This window comes from Micromonospora globbae (assembly GCF_036184225.1).
In the GTDB taxonomy this organism is placed as follows: Bacteria; Actinomycetota; Actinomycetes; order Mycobacteriales; family Micromonosporaceae; genus Micromonospora; species Micromonospora globbae.
The window spans coordinates 5,130,868-5,147,853 of sequence record NZ_CP108084.1; the positions used below are offsets into that span (position 1 = coordinate 5,130,868).

General features: G+C 71.8%; 15 protein-coding genes. 3 read left to right on the forward strand and 12 right to left on the reverse strand.

Going from position 1 to position 16,986, the window contains the following annotated elements; genetic code table 11:
- Positions 1 to 42: 42 nt before the first annotated feature.
- From OG994_RS23130 to OG994_RS23140, 3 genes are read right to left on the reverse strand one after another with little or no spacing between them, the layout of a single operon-like run.
- Positions 43 to 672, reverse strand: a complete 630-nt coding sequence (locus OG994_RS23130; protein WP_328850956.1) for a UbiX family flavin prenyltransferase — start codon at positions 670 to 672, stop codon at positions 43 to 45.
- Between the two features lie 14 nt (positions 673 to 686).
- The gene (gene mqnP, locus OG994_RS23135; protein ID WP_396843656.1) at positions 687 to 1,619 is read right to left on the reverse strand and encodes a menaquinone biosynthesis prenyltransferase MqnP; all 933 of its coding nucleotides are present in this window, start codon (positions 1,617 to 1,619) and stop codon (positions 687 to 689) included.
- Positions 1,598 to 3,058: a menaquinone biosynthesis decarboxylase gene (locus tag OG994_RS23140; RefSeq protein ID WP_120328010.1), complete on the reverse strand. Its 1,461-nt coding sequence runs from the start codon at positions 3,056 to 3,058 to the stop codon at positions 1,598 to 1,600. The genes mqnP and OG994_RS23140 overlap by 22 nt, the downstream gene beginning before the upstream one ends.
- Positions 3,059 to 3,226: 168 nt before the next feature.
- On the opposite strand from OG994_RS23140, the gene OG994_RS23145 reads away from it, so the two are divergent.
- A complete protein-coding gene (locus OG994_RS23145; RefSeq protein WP_328850958.1) occupies positions 3,227 to 4,042 on the forward strand; it encodes an alpha/beta fold hydrolase in 816 nt (271 codons plus the stop codon).
- Between the two features lie 13 nt (positions 4,043 to 4,055).
- On the opposite strand, the gene OG994_RS23150 is transcribed toward OG994_RS23145, so the two are convergent.
- Positions 4,056 to 4,616 carry a carboxymuconolactone decarboxylase family protein gene (locus tag OG994_RS23150; protein ID WP_328850959.1) on the reverse strand — a complete coding sequence of 187 codons (561 nt, stop codon included), beginning with the start codon at positions 4,614 to 4,616 and terminating at the stop codon, positions 4,056 to 4,058.
- A 79-nt stretch (positions 4,617 to 4,695) separates the two neighbouring features.
- Between OG994_RS23150 and OG994_RS23155 the strand changes: the two genes are divergently transcribed.
- Positions 4,696 to 5,169, forward strand: coding sequence for a MarR family winged helix-turn-helix transcriptional regulator (locus OG994_RS23155; RefSeq protein ID WP_328850960.1), 474 nt, complete (start codon positions 4,696 to 4,698; stop codon positions 5,167 to 5,169).
- Between the two features lie 83 nt (positions 5,170 to 5,252).
- On the opposite strand, the gene ccsB is transcribed toward OG994_RS23155, so the two are convergent.
- Genes ccsB through hemL form a run of 6 tightly spaced genes read right to left on the reverse strand, consistent with a single transcriptional unit; the run spans position 5,253 to position 11,321 of the window.
- Entirely contained in the window at positions 5,253 to 6,239 is a 987-nt protein-coding gene (ccsB, locus tag OG994_RS23160; RefSeq protein ID WP_328850961.1) for a c-type cytochrome biogenesis protein CcsB, read from the reverse strand.
- Positions 6,239 to 7,903 carry a cytochrome c biogenesis protein ResB gene (gene resB, locus OG994_RS23165; protein ID WP_120328014.1) on the reverse strand — a complete coding sequence of 555 codons (1,665 nt, stop codon included), beginning with the start codon at positions 7,901 to 7,903 and terminating at the stop codon, positions 6,239 to 6,241. Before resB ends, ccsB begins: the two co-directional genes overlap by 1 nt.
- A complete protein-coding gene (locus OG994_RS23170; RefSeq protein WP_328850962.1) occupies positions 7,903 to 8,766 on the reverse strand; it encodes a cytochrome c biogenesis CcdA family protein in 864 nt (287 codons plus the stop codon). The genes resB and OG994_RS23170 overlap by 1 nt, the downstream gene beginning before the upstream one ends.
- A complete protein-coding gene (locus OG994_RS23175; protein ID WP_120328016.1) occupies positions 8,766 to 9,332 on the reverse strand; it encodes a TlpA family protein disulfide reductase in 567 nt (188 codons plus the stop codon). The genes OG994_RS23170 and OG994_RS23175 overlap by 1 nt, the downstream gene beginning before the upstream one ends.
- Complete coding sequence (locus tag OG994_RS23180; protein ID WP_120328017.1) at positions 9,332 to 9,979, reverse strand: histidine phosphatase family protein; 648 nt, start codon at positions 9,977 to 9,979, stop codon at positions 9,332 to 9,334. Before OG994_RS23180 ends, OG994_RS23175 begins: the two co-directional genes overlap by 1 nt.
- A 4-nt stretch (positions 9,980 to 9,983) precedes the next feature.
- Complete coding sequence (gene hemL / locus OG994_RS23185; protein ID WP_328850963.1) at positions 9,984 to 11,321, reverse strand: glutamate-1-semialdehyde 2,1-aminomutase; 1,338 nt, start codon at positions 11,319 to 11,321, stop codon at positions 9,984 to 9,986.
- A gap of 151 nt (positions 11,322 to 11,472) precedes the next feature.
- Here hemL and OG994_RS23190 point away from each other — a divergent pair, with 151 nt between their 5' ends.
- Entirely contained in the window at positions 11,473 to 11,808 is a 336-nt protein-coding gene (locus tag OG994_RS23190; RefSeq protein ID WP_120328019.1) for an STAS domain-containing protein, read from the forward strand.
- Between the two features lie 203 nt (positions 11,809 to 12,011).
- Here the strand turns inward: OG994_RS23190 and OG994_RS23195 are convergent, their stop codons facing one another.
- Positions 12,012 to 12,566: a response regulator gene (locus OG994_RS23195; RefSeq protein ID WP_120328020.1), complete on the reverse strand. Its 555-nt coding sequence runs from the start codon at positions 12,564 to 12,566 to the stop codon at positions 12,012 to 12,014.
- Complete coding sequence (locus tag OG994_RS23200; RefSeq protein WP_120328021.1) at positions 12,563 to 16,927, reverse strand: HAMP domain-containing protein; 4,365 nt, start codon at positions 16,925 to 16,927, stop codon at positions 12,563 to 12,565. The genes OG994_RS23195 and OG994_RS23200 overlap by 4 nt, the downstream gene beginning before the upstream one ends.
- Between the last annotated feature and the right edge of the window lie 59 nt (positions 16,928 to 16,986).

A 16,986-nucleotide genomic window follows, 5' to 3' on the forward strand; every position in this document is an offset into this window, starting at 1 on the left:
GGTCCGGTCCGCGTCCCCGCCCGGCGTGGGTGACCGGTGGCGTCAGCCCCGGGCCGCGCCGAGTTCACCCGACCAGCGACGGAACAGCGTGTGCGGCACACCCAGTGCGTCCAGCACCTTGCCGGCGACGAAGTCGACCAGCTGTTGGGCGGAGGCCGACGCCCCGGCGCCGTAGAAACCAGGGCTCGCGGGCAGCACGACCGCTCCGGCGTCGTGCAGCGCGATCAGGTGTTCCAGGTGGCTGCGGGTCACCGGGGTCTCCCGGGGTACCACCACCACCGGTCGCCGTTCCTTCAGGTTGACCTCCGCGGCGCGTTGCAGCAGGTCCTTGGAGAGCCCGATGGCGATGCCCGCGCACGCCGCGGTGCTCGCCGGCACCACGGCCATCCCGCGGACCCGGTACGAGCCGCTGCTGGGCCCGGCGGCGAGGTCACCCGCCGGCCAGTACCGCACGTCGGCGTCGCCCAGGTCCCGGTCCAGCCAACCGGCCAGGTCCTCGGCCCAGTGCCCGTCCCGGAACGGACGGCCGGTCTCGTCGAGCAGGGTGAGCCGGGCCGCCCGGGACACGATGAGGTCCACCGCCTCCCCGGCGTCGAGCAGCCCGCGGACGACGGCCGCCGCGTACGGCGTGCCGGACGCCCCGGACACCCCGACCACCCACGGTTCGCGCATGCCGTCCCGCCCCGTCACGGCCGCAGACCGAGCCGGACCACCAGGTCGAGGAGAGCGAACGCGAACAGGACGATGCCCACGAACCCGTTGGCGGTGAAGAACGCCCGGTTGACCTTGCTGAGGTCGGTCGGGCTGACCACGAGGTGCTGGTACGCGAAGGCCACGGCGGTCAGCGCCAGCCCGATCCACCAGAGCCAGCCGAAGCCCACGAGCGCGCCGAACCACAGGAAGAGGGCGAACGTCACCACGTGCGCGACCGTGGACGCGTGCAGCGCGAAGCGCAGGCCGTACCGCGCCGGGACGCTGTGCACCCCGATCTGCCGGTCGATCTCGGCGTCCTGGCAGGCATAGATCAGGTCGAAGCCGCCGATCCACAGCCCGACGGCCGCGCCGAGCAGCCAGGCCGGCCCGGAACCGTCGAACGTGCCGGTCACCGCCAGCCACGCGCCGACCGGACCGACGGCCTGGGCGATCCCCAGGATGGCGTGCGGCCAGTTGGTGAACCGCTTGCCGTACGGGTAGACGACCAGCGGCACCACGGCGAGCGGCGCGAGCGCCAGGCAGAGCGGGTTCAGCAGGGCGGCGGCGGCCAGGAAGACCACCAGCGCGACCACGGCGCCGGTCCAGGCCGTCCGCACGCTGACCGCCCCGGTGACCAGCTCCCGGCCGGCGGTACGCGGGTTCCGCGCGTCGATCCGCCGGTCGAGGATCCGGTTGGCGGCCATCGCGAACGTCCGCGCGCCGACCATCGCCACCGTGATCCACAGCAGGTCGAGCCAGCGTACGTGGCCGCCGTGCACCTGCATGGCGGTGAGCGCGGAGAGGTAGCCGAAGGGCAGGGCGAAGACGGAGTGCTCGATGGTGACCAGCCGGAGGAAGGACTTCACCCGGCCCGGCCGCTCCGCCGGCGCGTCGAGGACCGCCATCAGATCCCGTACTCCTTCCATCGCTTGTCGACCAGCGACACCACCTCGGGCGACATCCGCATCTCCTCCGGCCAGCCCCGGGTGTAGCCCTCCTCGGGCAGCTTGCGGGTCGCGTCGATGCCCGCCTTGCCGCCCCAGAACTGCTGGTACGACGAGTGGTCGAGGTGGTCCACCGGCCCCTCGGTGAGCAGCAGGTCGCGCGCGTAGTCGACGTTGCCGAACGCGCGGAAGGCCACCTCGTTGTAGTCGTGCACGTCGCAGTCCTCGTCGACGATCACGATGAGCTTGGTGAGCGACATGAGGTGCGCGCCCCAGATGGCGTTCATCACCTTCTGCGCGTGCTTCGGGTAGCGCTTGCGGATCGACACGATCGCGCAGTTGTGGAAGACGCCGGCGGCCGGCAGGTCGTAGTCGACGATGTCCGGGATCAGCAGCTTGAGCAGCGGCTGGAAGATCCGTTCGGTGGCCTTGCCGAGGCCGTGGTCCTCCTGTGGCGGCTTCGAGGTGACGATCGAGTGGTAGACCGGGTCGCGCTGCATGGTCATCACCTCGACGTGCAGCACCGGGAAGGGCTCGACCGGGGTGTAGAAGCCGGTGTGGTCGCCGAACGGCCCCTCCGGCAGCCGCTCGCCGGGCTCCAGGTAGCCCTCCAGCACCACCTGGGCGTGCGCCGGCACCTGGAGCGGCACGGTGAGGCAGTCCACCATCTCCACCCGCTCGCCGCGCAGGAAGCCCGCGAACAGGTACTCGTCGATGTCGCTGGGCAGCGGCGCCGAGGCGGCGTACGACACCACCGGGTCGCACCCGATCGCCACGGCGACCGGCAGCCGCTGACCGAGCCGCTCGGCCACGGCGTGGTGGGCCGTCGAGTCCTTGTGGATCTGCCAGTGCATGCCGAGGGTGTTGGGCGAGTGCTGCTGGAGCCGGTACAGGCCGAGGTTGCGCTTGCCGGTCTCCGGGTGCTTGGTGTGGGTCAGCCCGAAGTTGTGGAAGACGCCGCCGTCGCCGGGCCAGACCTGCAGGCCGGGCAACCGGTTGAGGTCGACGTCGTCGCCCCGGTAGACCACCTGCTGGCAGGGGGCGGTCTTCACCTTCCGCGGCGGCAGGGACTTGAGCTGCATGACCTTCCCGAGCCCCTCGCGGATGCCGGACCAACCGACCGGAAGCTCCGGCTTGACCAGCTCACCGATCCGCGCGCCGACCTCGTCGAGCGTCTCGACGCCGAGCGCCATGGCCATCCGCTTCTCGGTGCCGAAGAGGTTGATCGCGACGGGCATCTCGCCCCGGGTCGGGCGCTCGAAGAGCAGCGCCGGGCCGCCTGCGCGGACCGTCCGGGTCACGATCTCGCTGATCTCCAGGGTCGGGTCGACCGGGACGGTCACCCGCCGCAGCTCGCCCGCGCGCTCCAGGGCCGCGAGGAAGTCCTTGAGGTCGGTGTACGGGAAGCCACGAGCCGCCATAGGCGCAAGTCTCCCCCACCGCCGCCCGGGGGGTGCCGCCGCCCCGGCCGGTCGCGTACGTTCCGCAGGCCCGTGAGGTCCGCCACAGCGACCGCCCGGAGGGGCCCGGCTGTCGGTGCCGGACGGCACCATCCGTGGGCTGCCGCACGAAAACGAGGGAGTCCCGCCATGCCGCGCCGTACGTCCGTGACCCTGAACGCCGTCGAGCACGGCACCGGCGTCCCCGTGCTGGCGTTGCACGGATGGACACCGGACCACCGGCTGATGCTCGGCTGCCTCGAACCGGTGTTCGCCGGCCGCGCCGGCTACCGGCGGCTGTACCCGGACCTGCCCGGCATGGGCGCGTCGCCCGCCCCGCCGGAGATCGCCAGCTCCGACGACGTGCTCGCCACCGTGCAGGACTTCGTGGACGACACCCTCGGGGACACGCCGTTCCTGCTCGTCGGCGAGTCGTACGGCGGCTACCTCGCGCGGGCGCTGGCCCGGTCCCGGCCGGCGCAGGTGCGCGGCCTCGCGCTGATCTGCCCCATCGGCACCGCCGTGGAGAACGCGGAGCGCCGCGTGCCGCCGCCGCAGGTGCTGCGACCCGATCCCGACCTGCTCGCCGCGACCGACGCCCGGGCCGCCGCCGAGTTCGCGGACATGGCCGTCGTGCAGACCCCGGAGACGCTGCGCCGCTTCCGCGAGGAGATCCTCGTGGGCCTCGACGTGGCGGACACGGCGGCGATGGCCCGCATCCGCCAGCGCTGGACGCTCAGCGAGGCCCCGGAGGGCGGCGAGCCGTTCGCCCGGCCGACCCTGATCCTCACCGGCCGGCAGGACCACGCCACCGGTTACCTCGACCAGTTCGCGCTGCTGCCGCACTACCCGCGGGCGACGTTCGCGGTGCTGGACGTCGCCGGGCACAACCTCCAGATCGAGCAGCCCGCCCTGTTCGACGCGCTGATGGGCGAGTGGCTCGACCGGGTGGCCGCCGAGGGGTGAGCGCCGGGCGCGGTCAGGCGGCGGGCTCCCAGGCGTACGCGGCCAGCGGGGCGTCGAGCGGCGCGTCGACGAGACGGTTGGCGAACGTCGAGATGGTGTAGGCCCCGACGCCGAGCACCACGTCCAGGGCGTGCCGGGGCTGGTAGCCGGCGGCCAGGAAGGCCCGCAGGTCCTCGTCCGGGACGGCGCCCCGCCGCTCCAGCACGGCCAGCACGAACCGCCGCAGCGCCTCCAGCCGGGCCTCCGGCAGCGGTGTGCCGGCGCGGAGCCCGTCGACCAGCTCGGTGGCGGCGCCGAGCCGGTGCAGCGTGGCGGTGTGCAGGGCCACGCAGACGTGGCACTCGTTGCGGGTGGCGACGGTCAGCACGACGACCTCCCGCTCCAGCGGGGCCAGCCCCGAGGACTCGAAGATCTTGTTGACGGTGAGGAAGCCCTTGAGGGTCTCCGGTGACTCGGCCAACCGCGCGACCGCGGTGGGCACGTAGCCGAACGTCCGCCGTACGCCCTCGATGGTCGGGCGGGCGGCGGGCGGGGCGGTGTCGGGCGTGTGGGTGGGGAAGACGTGCTCGGGCACGGGTGACCTGCTCTCGGAGGGGTGGCGCCACGTACGATGGTCAACGTGGTTGACGAAATAGTAAACGTGGTTGTCGAACATGGCAACGCCTGACCCCGACCGGCCCGGCTTCCTCCTGCCCCTGCTGCTGCTGGCCGGCTTCCGTACGCTCATCGACGACCTGCACGCGGAACTCGCCCGGCAGGGGCACCCCGACCTGCGGCCCCTGCACGGCTTCGTGCTCCAGGCCGTGGGCAACGGCACCACCGCCAGCGAGCTGGGCCAACGGCTGGGCGTCTCCAAGCAGGCCGCCGGCAAGACGGTCGACCGGCTGGTCGCCCTCGGCTACCTCGAACGGGCCGACGATCCCGCCGACGCGCGGCGCAAGCTGGTCCGGCCGACCGACCGGGGCCTGGACGGGCTGCGGCGTTCCGCTGTCGTCTTCGACCAGCTCCGGGACCGCTGGGCGGCCACCCTCGGCCCCGACCGGGTCGCGGCCATCGAGGACGACCTGCGCCGCATGGTCCCGGCCGACGTCTTCCGCCTCGACGTCCCCGGCTGGTTCGGCGCCTGACACCGGATCGTCGGCGGCGTAGCCATCAGACACGCCGGGGCGGCGACGGCTGCGCTGTCACCCCTCACCAGTCGACCCGAATGTCAGCTCAGGCCGCCGTACGAGTGCAGGCCCGTGAAGAAGATGTTCACGCCGAACAGGTTCATGAGCATGGTGAGGAAGCCGACCACGGCGATCCAGGTCGCCACGTTCCGCTTGACGCTCGGGGTGGCCCGGGCGTGCAGGTAGCCGGCGTACACCACCCAGGAGATGAACGCCCAGGTCTCCTTCGGGTCCCAGCCCCACGGCCGGCCCCAGGCCGCCTCGGCCCAGATCGCGCCGGCGATCACCGCGAACGTGAAGACCGGGAACGAGAAGGCGTGCAGCACGAACGTCAGCCGCTCCAACGCGGCCGCCGCGGGCAGCCGCTTGGCCAGCGTGTACGGGAAGCTGCGCTTGCCCGCCTCGTAGCCGCGACGCATGAGGAACGCCACGGCCGGCACCACACCGAGCAGGAGGATGCCGGAGCTGAACACGATGGTGGAGACGTGGATGATGAACCAGTACGAGTTCAGCGCCGGGACCAGCGGCACCACCGGCACGTAGAGCACCAGCTCGGCGGTCGCCACCAGCAGCACCATCACGAGGGTGAGGAACAGGCCGAGCTTGCGCAGCGACGGCCGCTTGGCGAGCACCACCAGCCAGCCCGCCACGCCGACGAAGGTGACCGTCAGCACGAACTCGTACATGTTGCCCCACGGCATCCGGTCGGCGGCGATGCCACGGGTGACCAGGGCGGCCAGGTGCAACGCGGCGGCCACCACGGTGGCGCCCACCGCGACCAGCCCGGCGATCCGCGCCTGGCCGACGGGACGGCCCTCCACGCCCGTCACCTGCGGCGCCGGATCCGGGGCCTTCGTGATCGTGCCACCGGAGCCGCCGACGGCCGCGCCGACCAGCTCCCGGGCGGGCTGCGCCACGACGTACCGCCGCCGGGCGTTGCCGAGGGCGTACTCGACGGCGTGGCTGATCATCGCGACCAGGTACGCGAGGATCGCGAACGTCACCAGCTGGTCGGAGAGTGCGGACATCAGTCGGTCCCTTCCCGCGTCCCGGCCCGGTCGTGGCCGTCGCGACCCGTGCCGGCCGCCTCGTCCGGCCGCCCGCCACCGCCCACGGCGGCGACGAGCTGCGCGAACTCGTCGGCGAAGCCTGGATAGTCGGTGCGCGGCAACCCACCGGCCTCGACCAAACTACTACCGCTCGTCGGAGTTTCGCCCGCGGGGTCCGCATCTCCGGGCGTCGTCACCCGGAAGAACACTCGCCGCCGGCGGCCGAACAGCGACCCCATCAGCCCGGCGAGCAGGAACCCGCAGCTCACCAGCAGCAGGCCCGAGCCGGGGTCGTGCCGCACCGAGAGCGTCACGTACCGCTTGGTGCCGAGGAACTCGACAGTCGTGCCGTCGTCCAGCTTCCACGACTCGCCCGGCCTGAGCACCTTGTCGCCGATCTGCTTCACCTTGCCCGTACGGATCTGCCGCTCGTCCAGCTCGTAGACCGATCCGGGGATGCCGGCGTCGAGGCCCAGGTTCCCCCGGTACGCGACGAGGTTGAGCGCCGGGTTGCGCTCGGCCGGATACTGCGAGCGCACGTACGGCGGGGCTTCCGGCGCCGTCGGCAGGTAGAGCCCCGTGAAGGCGACCTGGAGGTTCGAGTCCCGCCGGCCGGTCTTCGGGTCGACGTTGGCGTCCGGGAACGCGGCCAGTCCCTCGCCCGTCAGGCCGGCGTCGCCCGTGGTGAGGAAGGGCTCGTCGCTGACCTGGCTCTTGCCGTAGCGGTCGGTGTAGCGGATGACCGGCGCGTACCCGTGGCCGAGCAGGTAGACGTTGGCGCCGTCCAGCCGCAGCGGCGAGTTCACCGAGAAGTCCGCGCTGCGAGGAGCCTTGCCCGGCTCCTCGACGGTCACCGTGGCGTTGAAGTGGTCCGGCTGCCCCGACTCGAGGAACCGGGCCTCGAACCGGTCCAGGACCAGGCAGAACCCCGGCAGGTGGGCGCTGTCCACCCGCGGCCCGAGCTTCGCCTCCGCGTACTGCTGGCGGGTGTTGCAGAAGGCGTTGTCCTCGCCGGCGACCAGCAGCCGGTTGCCGCTCCAGCCGTACCAGTGGCCGAGCGCCACGCCGGCCAGCACCACGACCATGGAGATGTGGAAGACCAGGTTGCCGGTCTCCTTGAGGTAGCCCTTCTCGGCCGAGACCTCGTTGCCGCGCACCGCGACCCGCCAGCGGCGCCGGCGCAGCGCCTCGACGATCGCCGGCACGCCCCCCTCGGGAAGCGGCAGGACGGCGTGCTGGGGCAGCCGGTCCAGCCGCTTCGGGGCGGCCGGCGGCTTCGACCGCAGCGCCCGGACGTGGTCACGCATCCGGGGCGTGATGCAGCCGATCAGCGAGGTGAACAGCAGCAGGTAGATCGCGGAGAACCAGACCGAGCCGAAGACCTCGAAGGCGCCGATCCGGTCGAGCCGGGGAGCCAGGTCGGGGTGCTCGACGAAGTACTCGTTGACCTTCTCCGGGCTGATGTTCCGCTGCGGCAGCACCGAGCCCGGGACGGCCGCGACCGCGAGCAGGAAGAGCAGGACCAGCGCCGTACGCATGCTGGTGAGCTGCCGCCACGAGTTGCGCAGCAGCGCCAGGAGCCGGTTGGGGCGGCGGCGCGGCGCCTCGGCCGGGGTGGTGGGCCGCTCGTCCACGACGGTCATCAGATGCTCACCTCACCCACCCCGACGGTGGTCTGCAACCAGATCACGATGTTCGTCCACCCTCCGGTGACCAGCGCGAGCCCGATGAGCACGAGCAGGACGCCGCCGACCCGCGTGACCCAGCGGCTGTTCCGGCGGATGGCGCGGAAGACGCCCAGCAGGCGCTGGAAGCCCAACCCGAAGACGACGAACGGTATCCCCAGACCCAGGCAGTACGCCACGGCGAGCACCACGGCCCGGTCGGTCTGCCCGCTCACCGTGGCCATGCCCATGACGGCGGCCAGGGTGGGGCCGACGCACGGCACCCAGCTCAACGCGAACACGGCGCCGAAGACCGGTGCTCCCAGCAGCCCGGCGGCGGGGAGGCGCCGGATGCGGAACTCGCGCTCCATGCCCGGGATCAGGCCGACGAAGGCCAGCCCGAGCAGGATGACGAGCGCACCGATGACGATCTCCAGCGTCCGCTCGTACGTGAAGAAGACCTTCCCCACGCTGGCGAAGAGCACGGCGGTGGCCGTGAAGACGACCGTGAAGCCGGCGATGAACAGCAGCGTCCCGGCGAACACCCGGCCCTTGACCGCGGCGACCGCGGTGGCCCGCCGGCGTACGACGGTGGCCGTCCCGCCGCCACCGGAACCGTCAGCCGGCGCCCCGTCCTCCACCTCGGGCGTCGAGAGGGTGCCCGTCCGTGCGCCGCGGCCCTCCAGGTCGGCGCCGGCCAGGCCGGTGACGTACGAGAGGTAGCCGGGCACCAGCGGGAGCACGCACGGGGACAGGAAGCTCACGAGGCCGGCGAGGGCCGCCGCGCCGATGGCCAGCAGCAGCGGGCCGGAGAGGGCGACCTGCCGGAACGTCTCGCCCATCAGCGTGCACCGGACTGCTCGGCGGCGATCCGCTCGACGATGGGTTGCAGGCCCTCCTGCCGTACGGCGGCCCGGATCACCACGGCGATCCGGCCTTCCCGGTCGAGCACCACGGTGGCCGGGATCGTGTTCGGCGGGATGTCCAGGGCGAGCGCCAGCCGGCTGGGCGGGTCGAAGATGCTCGGGTAGGTGACCCGGCCCTCCTCGAACGCGAGCGCCTTGTCCTTGCTGTCCTGCACGTTGATGCCGAGGAACGTGACGCCCGAGCCCTTGGTCGCCTGGTAGGTGGCCTCCAGGTCGTCCGCCTCCGCCCGGCAGGGCGCGCACCACGAACCCCAGAAGTTGAGGACGACCACCTGCCCGCGGGCCTGCGAGACGTCGTAGTTGCCGCCCGTGAGCAGCTCACCGGCGATCTTCGGCGGCGCGGACCGCTGGTCGGGAGCGCACTCGATGACGCCCTCCGGGGTGGTCGCGCACGTCTTCTCCTGGCTCTTCGACGTGCAACCCGCCAGCGCCACCGCGGCGACGGTGGCGAGCAGACCGGCGGTCCACCTCCGGGCGCGCATCAGGCCCCCTTGGCCGTCCGTGCGGTCGGCGACATGGCGACCAGGTGGGCGGCGGGCTCCGAGTAGCCGATGCCGACCACCTTCGCCCCGTCGAAGTGGAACGAGGTGAGGCTCGCGAGCCCGCACTGCCGCTTGCGCGGGTCGTGCCAGAGCCGCTTGCGCTCGACGTACCGGCGGAGCGTCCAGATCGGCAGCTGGTGCGAGACCAGGACGGCCTCGCGTCCCTCGGCGGCGACCCGGGCGGCGTGCAGCGCGGCGAACATGCGCTCGGCGATCGCCCGGTACGCCTCGCCCCACGACGGGGTGACCGGGTCGCGCAGCACCCACCAGTTGCGCGGGTCACGGAACGAGCCGTCGCCAGGCGAGACCCGCTTGCCCTCGAACCAGTTGGCGCTCTCGATGAGCCGCTCGTCCACCCCGACCGGCAGGCCGAACTGCGCGGCGATCGGCTCGGCCGTCTGCTGGGCGCGCTCCAGCGGGCTGGCCACCACGTGCACCACGTCCCGCTCGGCGAGCACCTGCGCGGCGGCCTTGGCCATCTGCACACCCAGCTCCGAGAGGCGGAAACCGGGCAGGCGCCCGTACAGGATCCGGTCCGGGTTGTGCACCTCCCCGTGCCGGAGCACGTGGACCACCGTCTTGCTCACCGCGTCACCCCCCGTGACCCGCCGCTGCCGCCGCCCGCGCCGCCGTCGGCAGCGCGGTGGCGATCTGCTCCAGGGCGGCGTCGTCCAGCGCCGCCGAGACGAACCAGGCCTCGAACGCGCTCGGCGGCAGGTAGACGCCACCGGCGAGCATCGCGTGGAAGAACGCCTTGAACGCCGGCACCTGCTGGGTCCGCGCGCTGTCGTAGTCGACCACGTCGGCGTCCGTGAAGAAGATCGAGAACATGTTGCCCGCGTACGACAGCCGGTGCGGGACCCCGGCGGCGGCCAGCGCGTCGGACGCCAGCTTGCTCACGCCGGCGGCCGTCTCGTCCAGCCGGCGGTAGAGCGCGTCGTCGGCCAGCCGCAGGGTGGCGAGGCCCGCCGCGCAGGCCAGCGGGTTGCCGGAGAGCGTGCCCGCCTGGTAGACCGGACCGGCCGGGGCGAGGCGGGCCATGATCTCCGCGCGCCCGCCGAACGCCGCCGCCGGCAGGCCACCGCCCATGACCTTGCCGTACGTCCAGAGGTCGGCGTCGCACGGGTCGAGGCCGTGCCAGCCGGAGCGGGACACGCGGAACCCGGTCATGACCTCGTCGACGATGAGCAGCGCGCCGTGTGCGTGGGCGATCCGGGCCAGCTCCTGGTTGAAGCCGTCACGCGGGGCGACGACGCCCATGTTGCCGGCGGCCGCCTCGGTGATCACGGCGGCGATGTGCGGGCCCTCGGCGGCGAAGGCCTCCTCCACCGCCCGCAGGTCGTTGTACGGCAGCACGATCGTCTCGCTCGCCGCGGCGCCGGTGACCCCGGGCGAGTCGGGCAGGCCCAGGGTGGCCACGCCGGACCCGGCGGCGGCGAGCAGCGCGTCCACGTGACCGTGGTAGCAGCCGGCGAACTTCACGATCTTGGAGCGGCCGGTGAAGCCGCGGGCGAGCCGGATGGCCGACATGGTGGCCTCGGTGCCCGAGTTGACCAGCCGGACCTGCTCGACCGGCGTACGGTCGACGATCTCGGCGGCCAGCTCGACCTCACCCGGCGTCGGGGTGCCGAAGCTCGTGCCCCCCGCCGCGGCGGCCTGCACGGCGGCGACCACCTCGGGGTGGGCGTGACCGAGGATCAGCGGCCCCCAGGAGCAGACCAGGTCGACGTAGCGCCGGCCGTCGGCGTCGTAGAGCCAGGGCCCCTCCCCCCGGACCATGAAGCGCGGGGTGCCGCCGACGGCACGGAACGCGCGCACGGGGGAGTTGACCCCGCCCGGCACGAGGGCGCGGGCGCGGTCGAACAGGGCCTCGGAGGCCGGCGCGTCGGCCGGGTAGCGGCCGGATCCGGCGGAAACGGTATCGGTCACGATGCCGCCATTGTGTCAGCGCCGACCGGCGAACCGGCAGGCACCCCGGCCAGGGGTTACCGGGCTCACCCGGCACGGGACTTCGCCACCCGGCAGGGGCGGGGTCGCTCCTCGGCAGGCCGGGTCGATCGGATCGCGTTAGGCTGGCCGGGTGGATCGTGCCGAACTGTCCATCACGCTACACCGGACGGGTGACGAGGTCGTGCTGCGTCTCGCCGGTGAGATCGACATGCTCACGGCCGCCCAGCTCTCGACCGTCGTGAACGAGGTGCTCACCGATCCGCCGCCGCGGATCGTGCTGGACCTCGCCGGGGTCACCTTCTGCGACTCCCAGGGCCTGGGCACGCTGGTCGTGCTCAGCCGCAAGGCGAGCCACGCCCAGAGCCTCCTGGTCCTCACCCACGTGGGCGATTTCCTGCTGCGCGTCCTGGACATCACGGGCCTCCGCTCGGCCCTGATGATCCGCAACGACCAGCCAGCCAGCTGACGACCCCTGCCCGACCCGGCGGCCGCCGCCCACCGCGCCCCCGGTCTGCCCGTCTGCCCGCCCGCCCGTCTGCCCGTCTGCCCGTCTGCCCGCCCGCCCGCCCGCCCGGTGATCATGAGGTTGACGGGGCGACGCGCCCCGTCAGTGCCCGCCAACCTCATGATCACGGAAAGGAACGCGGGCGCGGAGGGCGCGTGCGCGGATCAGGCCGGGGCGCCCCAGCGGGCCTGTTCCAGCAGGTCCGCGGCACGGTCGCGCGCGTCCGGGTCGTCGCTGCGCAGCAGGGCCGTGGCCTCGTCGACCGCGTCGGTCAGCATCCGCCACTGCGCCTCACGCTCCCGCACCAGCTCCGACTGGGCGGCGAGCTGCCGGGTCTTGACCCACAGCTCGACGAAGACGGACACCTTGGCGCGGAGCACCCACGGGTCGAACGGCTTCGTGAGGTAGTCGACCGCACCGACCTGGTAGCCGCGCAGGGCCAGCTGGGCGTCCCGGTCGGCGGCGGTGAGGAAGATGATCGGCACGTGCCGCGTACGCTCCCGGCGCTTGATGTGCCCGGCGGTCTCGAAGCCGTCCATGTCCGGCATCTGGGCGTCCAGCAGGATCACCGCGAAGTCGTCCACCAGCAACTGCTTGAGCGCCGCCTCGCCGCTCTCCACGGCGACCACCTGGACCGGCAGGCCCTGGAGGATCGCCTCCAGCGCCATCAGGTTCTCCCGGCGGTCGTCGACGAGCAGCGCCTTGGCCATCTGGGTCACGAGTTCTCCTCGGTCCGGCTGCCGCTGATCCAGGACGACATGAGTTCGATCAGTTCGTCCAGGTCGACCGGCTTCGTGATGTAGTCGCTACCGCCGGCCGCCAGCGCCGACTCCCGGTCGCCCGGCATGGCCTTCGCGGTCAGGAAGACGATGGGCAGGTCGGCGAAGCGGTGGTTGCGACGGATCTGGCGGGTCGTCTCGTACCCGTCCTGGTCCGGCATCATGGCGTCCATCAGCACGATGTCCACCTCCGGATGCTCGGCCAGCAGGCGGACGCCGTCCGCCCCGTTGTCCGAGTACAACACGGTCATCCCGTGCAGTTCCAACGCGCTGGTCAGGGCGAAGACGTTCCGGACGTCGTCGTCGATGATCAACACGGTCGCGCCGTCGAGCTGGCGGCTGGTCGGCCCGGGCGCCGGCTCGGGCACCTCCAGCGGCGGCATGAGCAGCGACGACGGCAGACCGGCCCGGGACGGCGACGGCGGCAGCGGGGCGACCACCGCGTCCGGCGCCAGCACGTCCGGCACGAACAGCGTGAACGTCGAACCCTGACCGGGCGCCGACGTCACGGTGATGGTGCCGCCGAGCAGCCGGGCCAGGTCGCGGCTGATCGACAGGCCCAGGCCCGTGCCGCCGTACCGGCGGCTCGTCGTGCCGTCGGCCTGCTGGAACGCCTCGAAGATGATCGACAGCTTGTCGTCCGAGATGCCGATGCCGGTGTCGATCACGGTGAACGCGATCACCTGACGGGCGTTCGTCAGCGTCGGCACGTCGAAGACGGCGCTCTCGGCCGCCGGGGCGATCCGCAGGGTCACCGCGCCGTTGTCGGTGAACTTCACGGCGTTGGAGAGCAGGTTGCGCAGGATCTGCTGCAACCGCTGCGCGTCGGTGACGAGCGACGGCGGCAGATCCTTGCTGACCCGCACCTGGAAGTCGAGCCCCTTGTCCTCGGCCTGCGGCGCGAACGCCTGCTCGACGTAGCCGCGGATCTCGTCGAACCGGACCTCGGTCGGCTCGATGTCCATCCGCCCGGCCTCGATCTTGGACAGGTCGAGGATGTCGTCGATCAGCGAGAGCAGGTCGGAACCGGCGCTGTGGATCGTACGGGCGAACTCGATCTGCTTCGGCGTGAGGTTCTGCTCCGAGTTCTCGGCGAGGAGCCGAGCCAGCAGGAGCAGCGAGTTGAGCGGCGTACGCAGCTCGTGGCTCATGTTCGCCAGGAACTCCGACTTGTACGCCGAGGCGCGGGTGAGCTGCTGTGCCTTCTCCTCCAGGCCCAGCCGGGCCAGCTCAATCTCCCGGTTCTTGATTTCGATGTTGCCCTTCTGCTCGGAGAGCAGGGTGGCCTTCTCCTCCAGCTCGGCGTTGGTGCGCTGCAGCTCCGCCGACTGTTCCTGGAGCTCGTGCGCCAGCCGCTGCGACTGGGCCAGCAGCTCCTCCGTACGCCGGTTGGCCTGGATGGTGTTGACGGCGATGCCGATGGTGAGCACCAGGCGCTCCAGGAACGACAGGTGCAGCTCGGAGAAGGGCACCACGCTGGCGAACTCGATCACGCCGAGCAGCTCCCCCTCGAACAGCACGGGGAGCACCACGAGGTCGGCGGGGGGCGTGCTGGCGAGCCCGGAGCGGAGCGTCAGCGAGCCGTTCGGAGAGGCGCTGACCCGGATGGTCCGGCGCGAGAGCGCCGCCTGCCCGACCAGCCCCTCACCCGGCCCGAACGTGACGTCCTGCCCGCGCGCCACGTACCCGTACGAGGCGGTGAGCCGCAGCCGCATGCTGCCCTCGGAGTTGTCCACCAGGAAGAACGCGCCGAGCTGCGCGTCGACGAGCGGCGTGACCTCCATCATGATCATCCGGCAGACCTCGCCGAGGTCGCGCTGTCCCTGGAGCAGACCGCTGATCCGGGCGAGGTTGGAGTCGAGCCAGCCCTGCTCGGCGTTCTTCTTGGTCGTCTCCCGCAGGGTGACGATCATCTGGTTGATGTTGTCCTTCAGCTCGGCGATCTCGCCCTGCGCCTGGACGTTGATCCGCTGGGTCAGGTCGCCGCGCGTCACGGACGTCGAGACCTGGGCGATGGCCCGCAGCTGGGTGGTCAGCGTGGAGGCCAGCTGGTTGACGTTCTCGGTGAGGTCCCGCCACGTGCCGGAGACGCCCTTGACCTGGGCCTGGCCGCCGAGCTGCCCCTCGATGCCGACCTCGCGGCCGACCCGGGTCACCTCGTCGGCGAACGACGACAGCTGGTCGACCATCGTGTTGATGGTGTTCTTGAGTTCCAGGATCTCGCCCTGGGCGTCGACGGTGATCTTCTGGCTCAGGTCGCCCTTCGCCACGGCCGTGGTGACCGAGGCGATGTTGCGCACCTGCGCGGTGAGGTTCGACGCCATCGAGTTGACGTTGTCGGTGAGGTCGCGCCAGGTGCCCGACACGCCCTTGACCTGCGCCTGGCCGCCAAGCTTGCCCTCGGTGCCCACCTCACGGGCCACCCGCGTCACCTCGTCGGCGAACGACGACAACTGGTCGACCATCGTGTTCACGGTCGACTTCAGCTCCAGGATCTCGCCCTGGGCGTCGACCGTGATCTTCTGCGACAGGTCGCCCTTCGCCACGGCCGTGGACACCTGGGCGATGTTGCGCACCTGCGCGGTGAGGTTCGACGCCATCGAGTTCACGTTGTCGGTGAGGTCGCGCCACGTGCCGGCGACGCCCTTGACCTGCGCCTGGCCGCCCAGCTTGCCCTCGGTGCCCACCTCACGGGCCACCCGCGTCACCTCGTCGGCGAACGACGACAGCTGGTCCACCATCGTGTTCACCGTGTTCTTCAGCTCCAGGATCTCGCCCCGGGCGTCCACGGTGATCTTCTGGCTCAGGTCGCCCTTCGCGACCGCGGTGGTGACCGAGGCGATGTTGCGGACCTGGCTGGTCAGGTTCGACGCCATCGAGTTCACGTTGTCGGTGAGGTCCCGCCAGGTGCCCGACACGCCCTTGACCTGCGCCTGACCGCCCAGCTTGCCCTCGGTGCCCACCTCACGGGCCACCCGCGTCACCTCGTCGGCGAACGACGACAGCTGGTCCACCATCGTGTTCACCGTGTTCTTCAGCTCCAGGATCTCGCCCTGGGCGTCGACCGTGATCTTCTGCGACAGGTCGCCCTTCGCCACGGCCGTGGAGACCTGCGAGATGTTCCGCACCTGCGCGGTGAGGTTGCCGGCGAGCTGGTTGACGTTCTCCGTGAGGTCACGCCACGTCCCGGAGACGCCGCGGACCTGGGCCTGACCACCCAGCTTGCCCTCGATGCCCACCTCACGGGCCACCCGCGTCACCTCGTCGGCGAACGACGACAGCTGGTCCACCATCGTGTTCACCGTGTTCTTCAGCTCCAGGATCTCGCCCTGGGCCGCGACGGTGATCTTCTGCGACAGGTCGCCCCGGGCCACCGCGGTCGAGACCTGGGCGATGTTGCGCACCTGCGCCGTCAGGTTCGACGCCATCGAGTTGACGCTGTCGGTCAGGTCCTTCCAGGTGCCCGCGACGTTCGGCACCTCCGCCTGACCACCGAGCTTGCCCTCGGTGCCCACCTCGCGCGCCACCCGGGTCACCTGCTCGGCGAAGAGCCGCAGGGTGTCGGTGAGCGAGTTCATCGTGTCGGCGAGTTCGGCGACCTCGCCGCGCGCCCCGACGGTGATCTTCTGCGACAGGTCGCCCTTCGCGACCGCCCGGGCCACCTGGGAGATCGACCGCACCTGGCCCGTCAGGTTCGACGCCATGGTGTTCACCGAGTCGGTGAGGTCCTTCCAGGTGCCGGCCACGCCCCGCACGTCGGCCTGGCCGCCCAGCTTGCCCTCCGTGCCCACCTCGCGGGCCACCCGGGTCACCTCGTCGGCGAACGACGACAACTGGTCGACCATCGTGTTCACGGTGCGCCCGATCCGCAGGTACTCACCGCGCAGCGGCCGGCCGTCGATCTCCATGGCCATGTGCTGGGACAGGTCGCCGTCGGCCACGGCGACGATCACCCGGGCGATCTCGGTGGTGGGCCGCCCCAGGTCGTCGATGAGCGAGTTGACCGCACGGTGGTTCTCGGCCCAGGAGCCGTCCAGCCCCTCCTCGTCCAGCCGCTCGGTGAGCCGGCCGTCCCGGCCGACGACCCGGCTGATCCGCTTCAGGTCGAGGTGCTGCCGCTCCTGGAGCGACACGACCTCGTTGAAGGCGTCCGCGACCTCCCCGACCCGCCCGGCGCGCCGGGGCAACCGGACCTTCAGGTCACCACGGCGCATCCGCCGCAGCGCGTCGGTCAACTCGTCGAGGAACGCCTCGTGGTCGGACGCGGACGGATCCGCCACCGACTGCTTCACCGCGGTCATTCTTCCTCGTCTCCGCTCGGGGGCGACCGGCTCGTGCCGAGATGCCGGCCATCCCCATA

Coding starts and splice junctions, on each gene's coding strand:
- OG994_RS23130 (WP_328850956.1), bottom strand. CDS start 672: ATGCGCGAACCGTGGGTGGTCGGGGTGTCCGGGGCGTCCGGCACGCCG.
- mqnP (WP_396843656.1), bottom strand. CDS start 1,619: ATGGAAGGAGTACGGGATCTGATGGCGGTCCTCGACGCGCCGGCGGAG.
- OG994_RS23140 (WP_120328010.1), bottom strand. CDS start 3,058: ATGGCGGCTCGTGGCTTCCCGTACACCGACCTCAAGGACTTCCTCGCG.
- OG994_RS23145 (WP_328850958.1), top strand. CDS start 3,227: ATGCCGCGCCGTACGTCCGTGACCCTGAACGCCGTCGAGCACGGCACC.
- OG994_RS23155 (WP_328850960.1), top strand. CDS start 4,696: ATGGCAACGCCTGACCCCGACCGGCCCGGCTTCCTCCTGCCCCTGCTG.
- ccsB (WP_328850961.1), bottom strand. CDS start 6,239: ATGTCCGCACTCTCCGACCAGCTGGTGACGTTCGCGATCCTCGCGTAC.
- resB (WP_120328014.1), bottom strand. CDS start 7,903: ATGACCGTCGTGGACGAGCGGCCCACCACCCCGGCCGAGGCGCCGCGC.
- OG994_RS23170 (WP_328850962.1), bottom strand. CDS start 8,766: ATGGGCGAGACGTTCCGGCAGGTCGCCCTCTCCGGCCCGCTGCTGCTG.
- OG994_RS23175 (WP_120328016.1), bottom strand. CDS start 9,332: ATGCGCGCCCGGAGGTGGACCGCCGGTCTGCTCGCCACCGTCGCCGCG.
- OG994_RS23200 (WP_120328021.1), bottom strand. CDS start 16,927: ATGACCGCGGTGAAGCAGTCGGTGGCGGATCCGTCCGCGTCCGACCAC.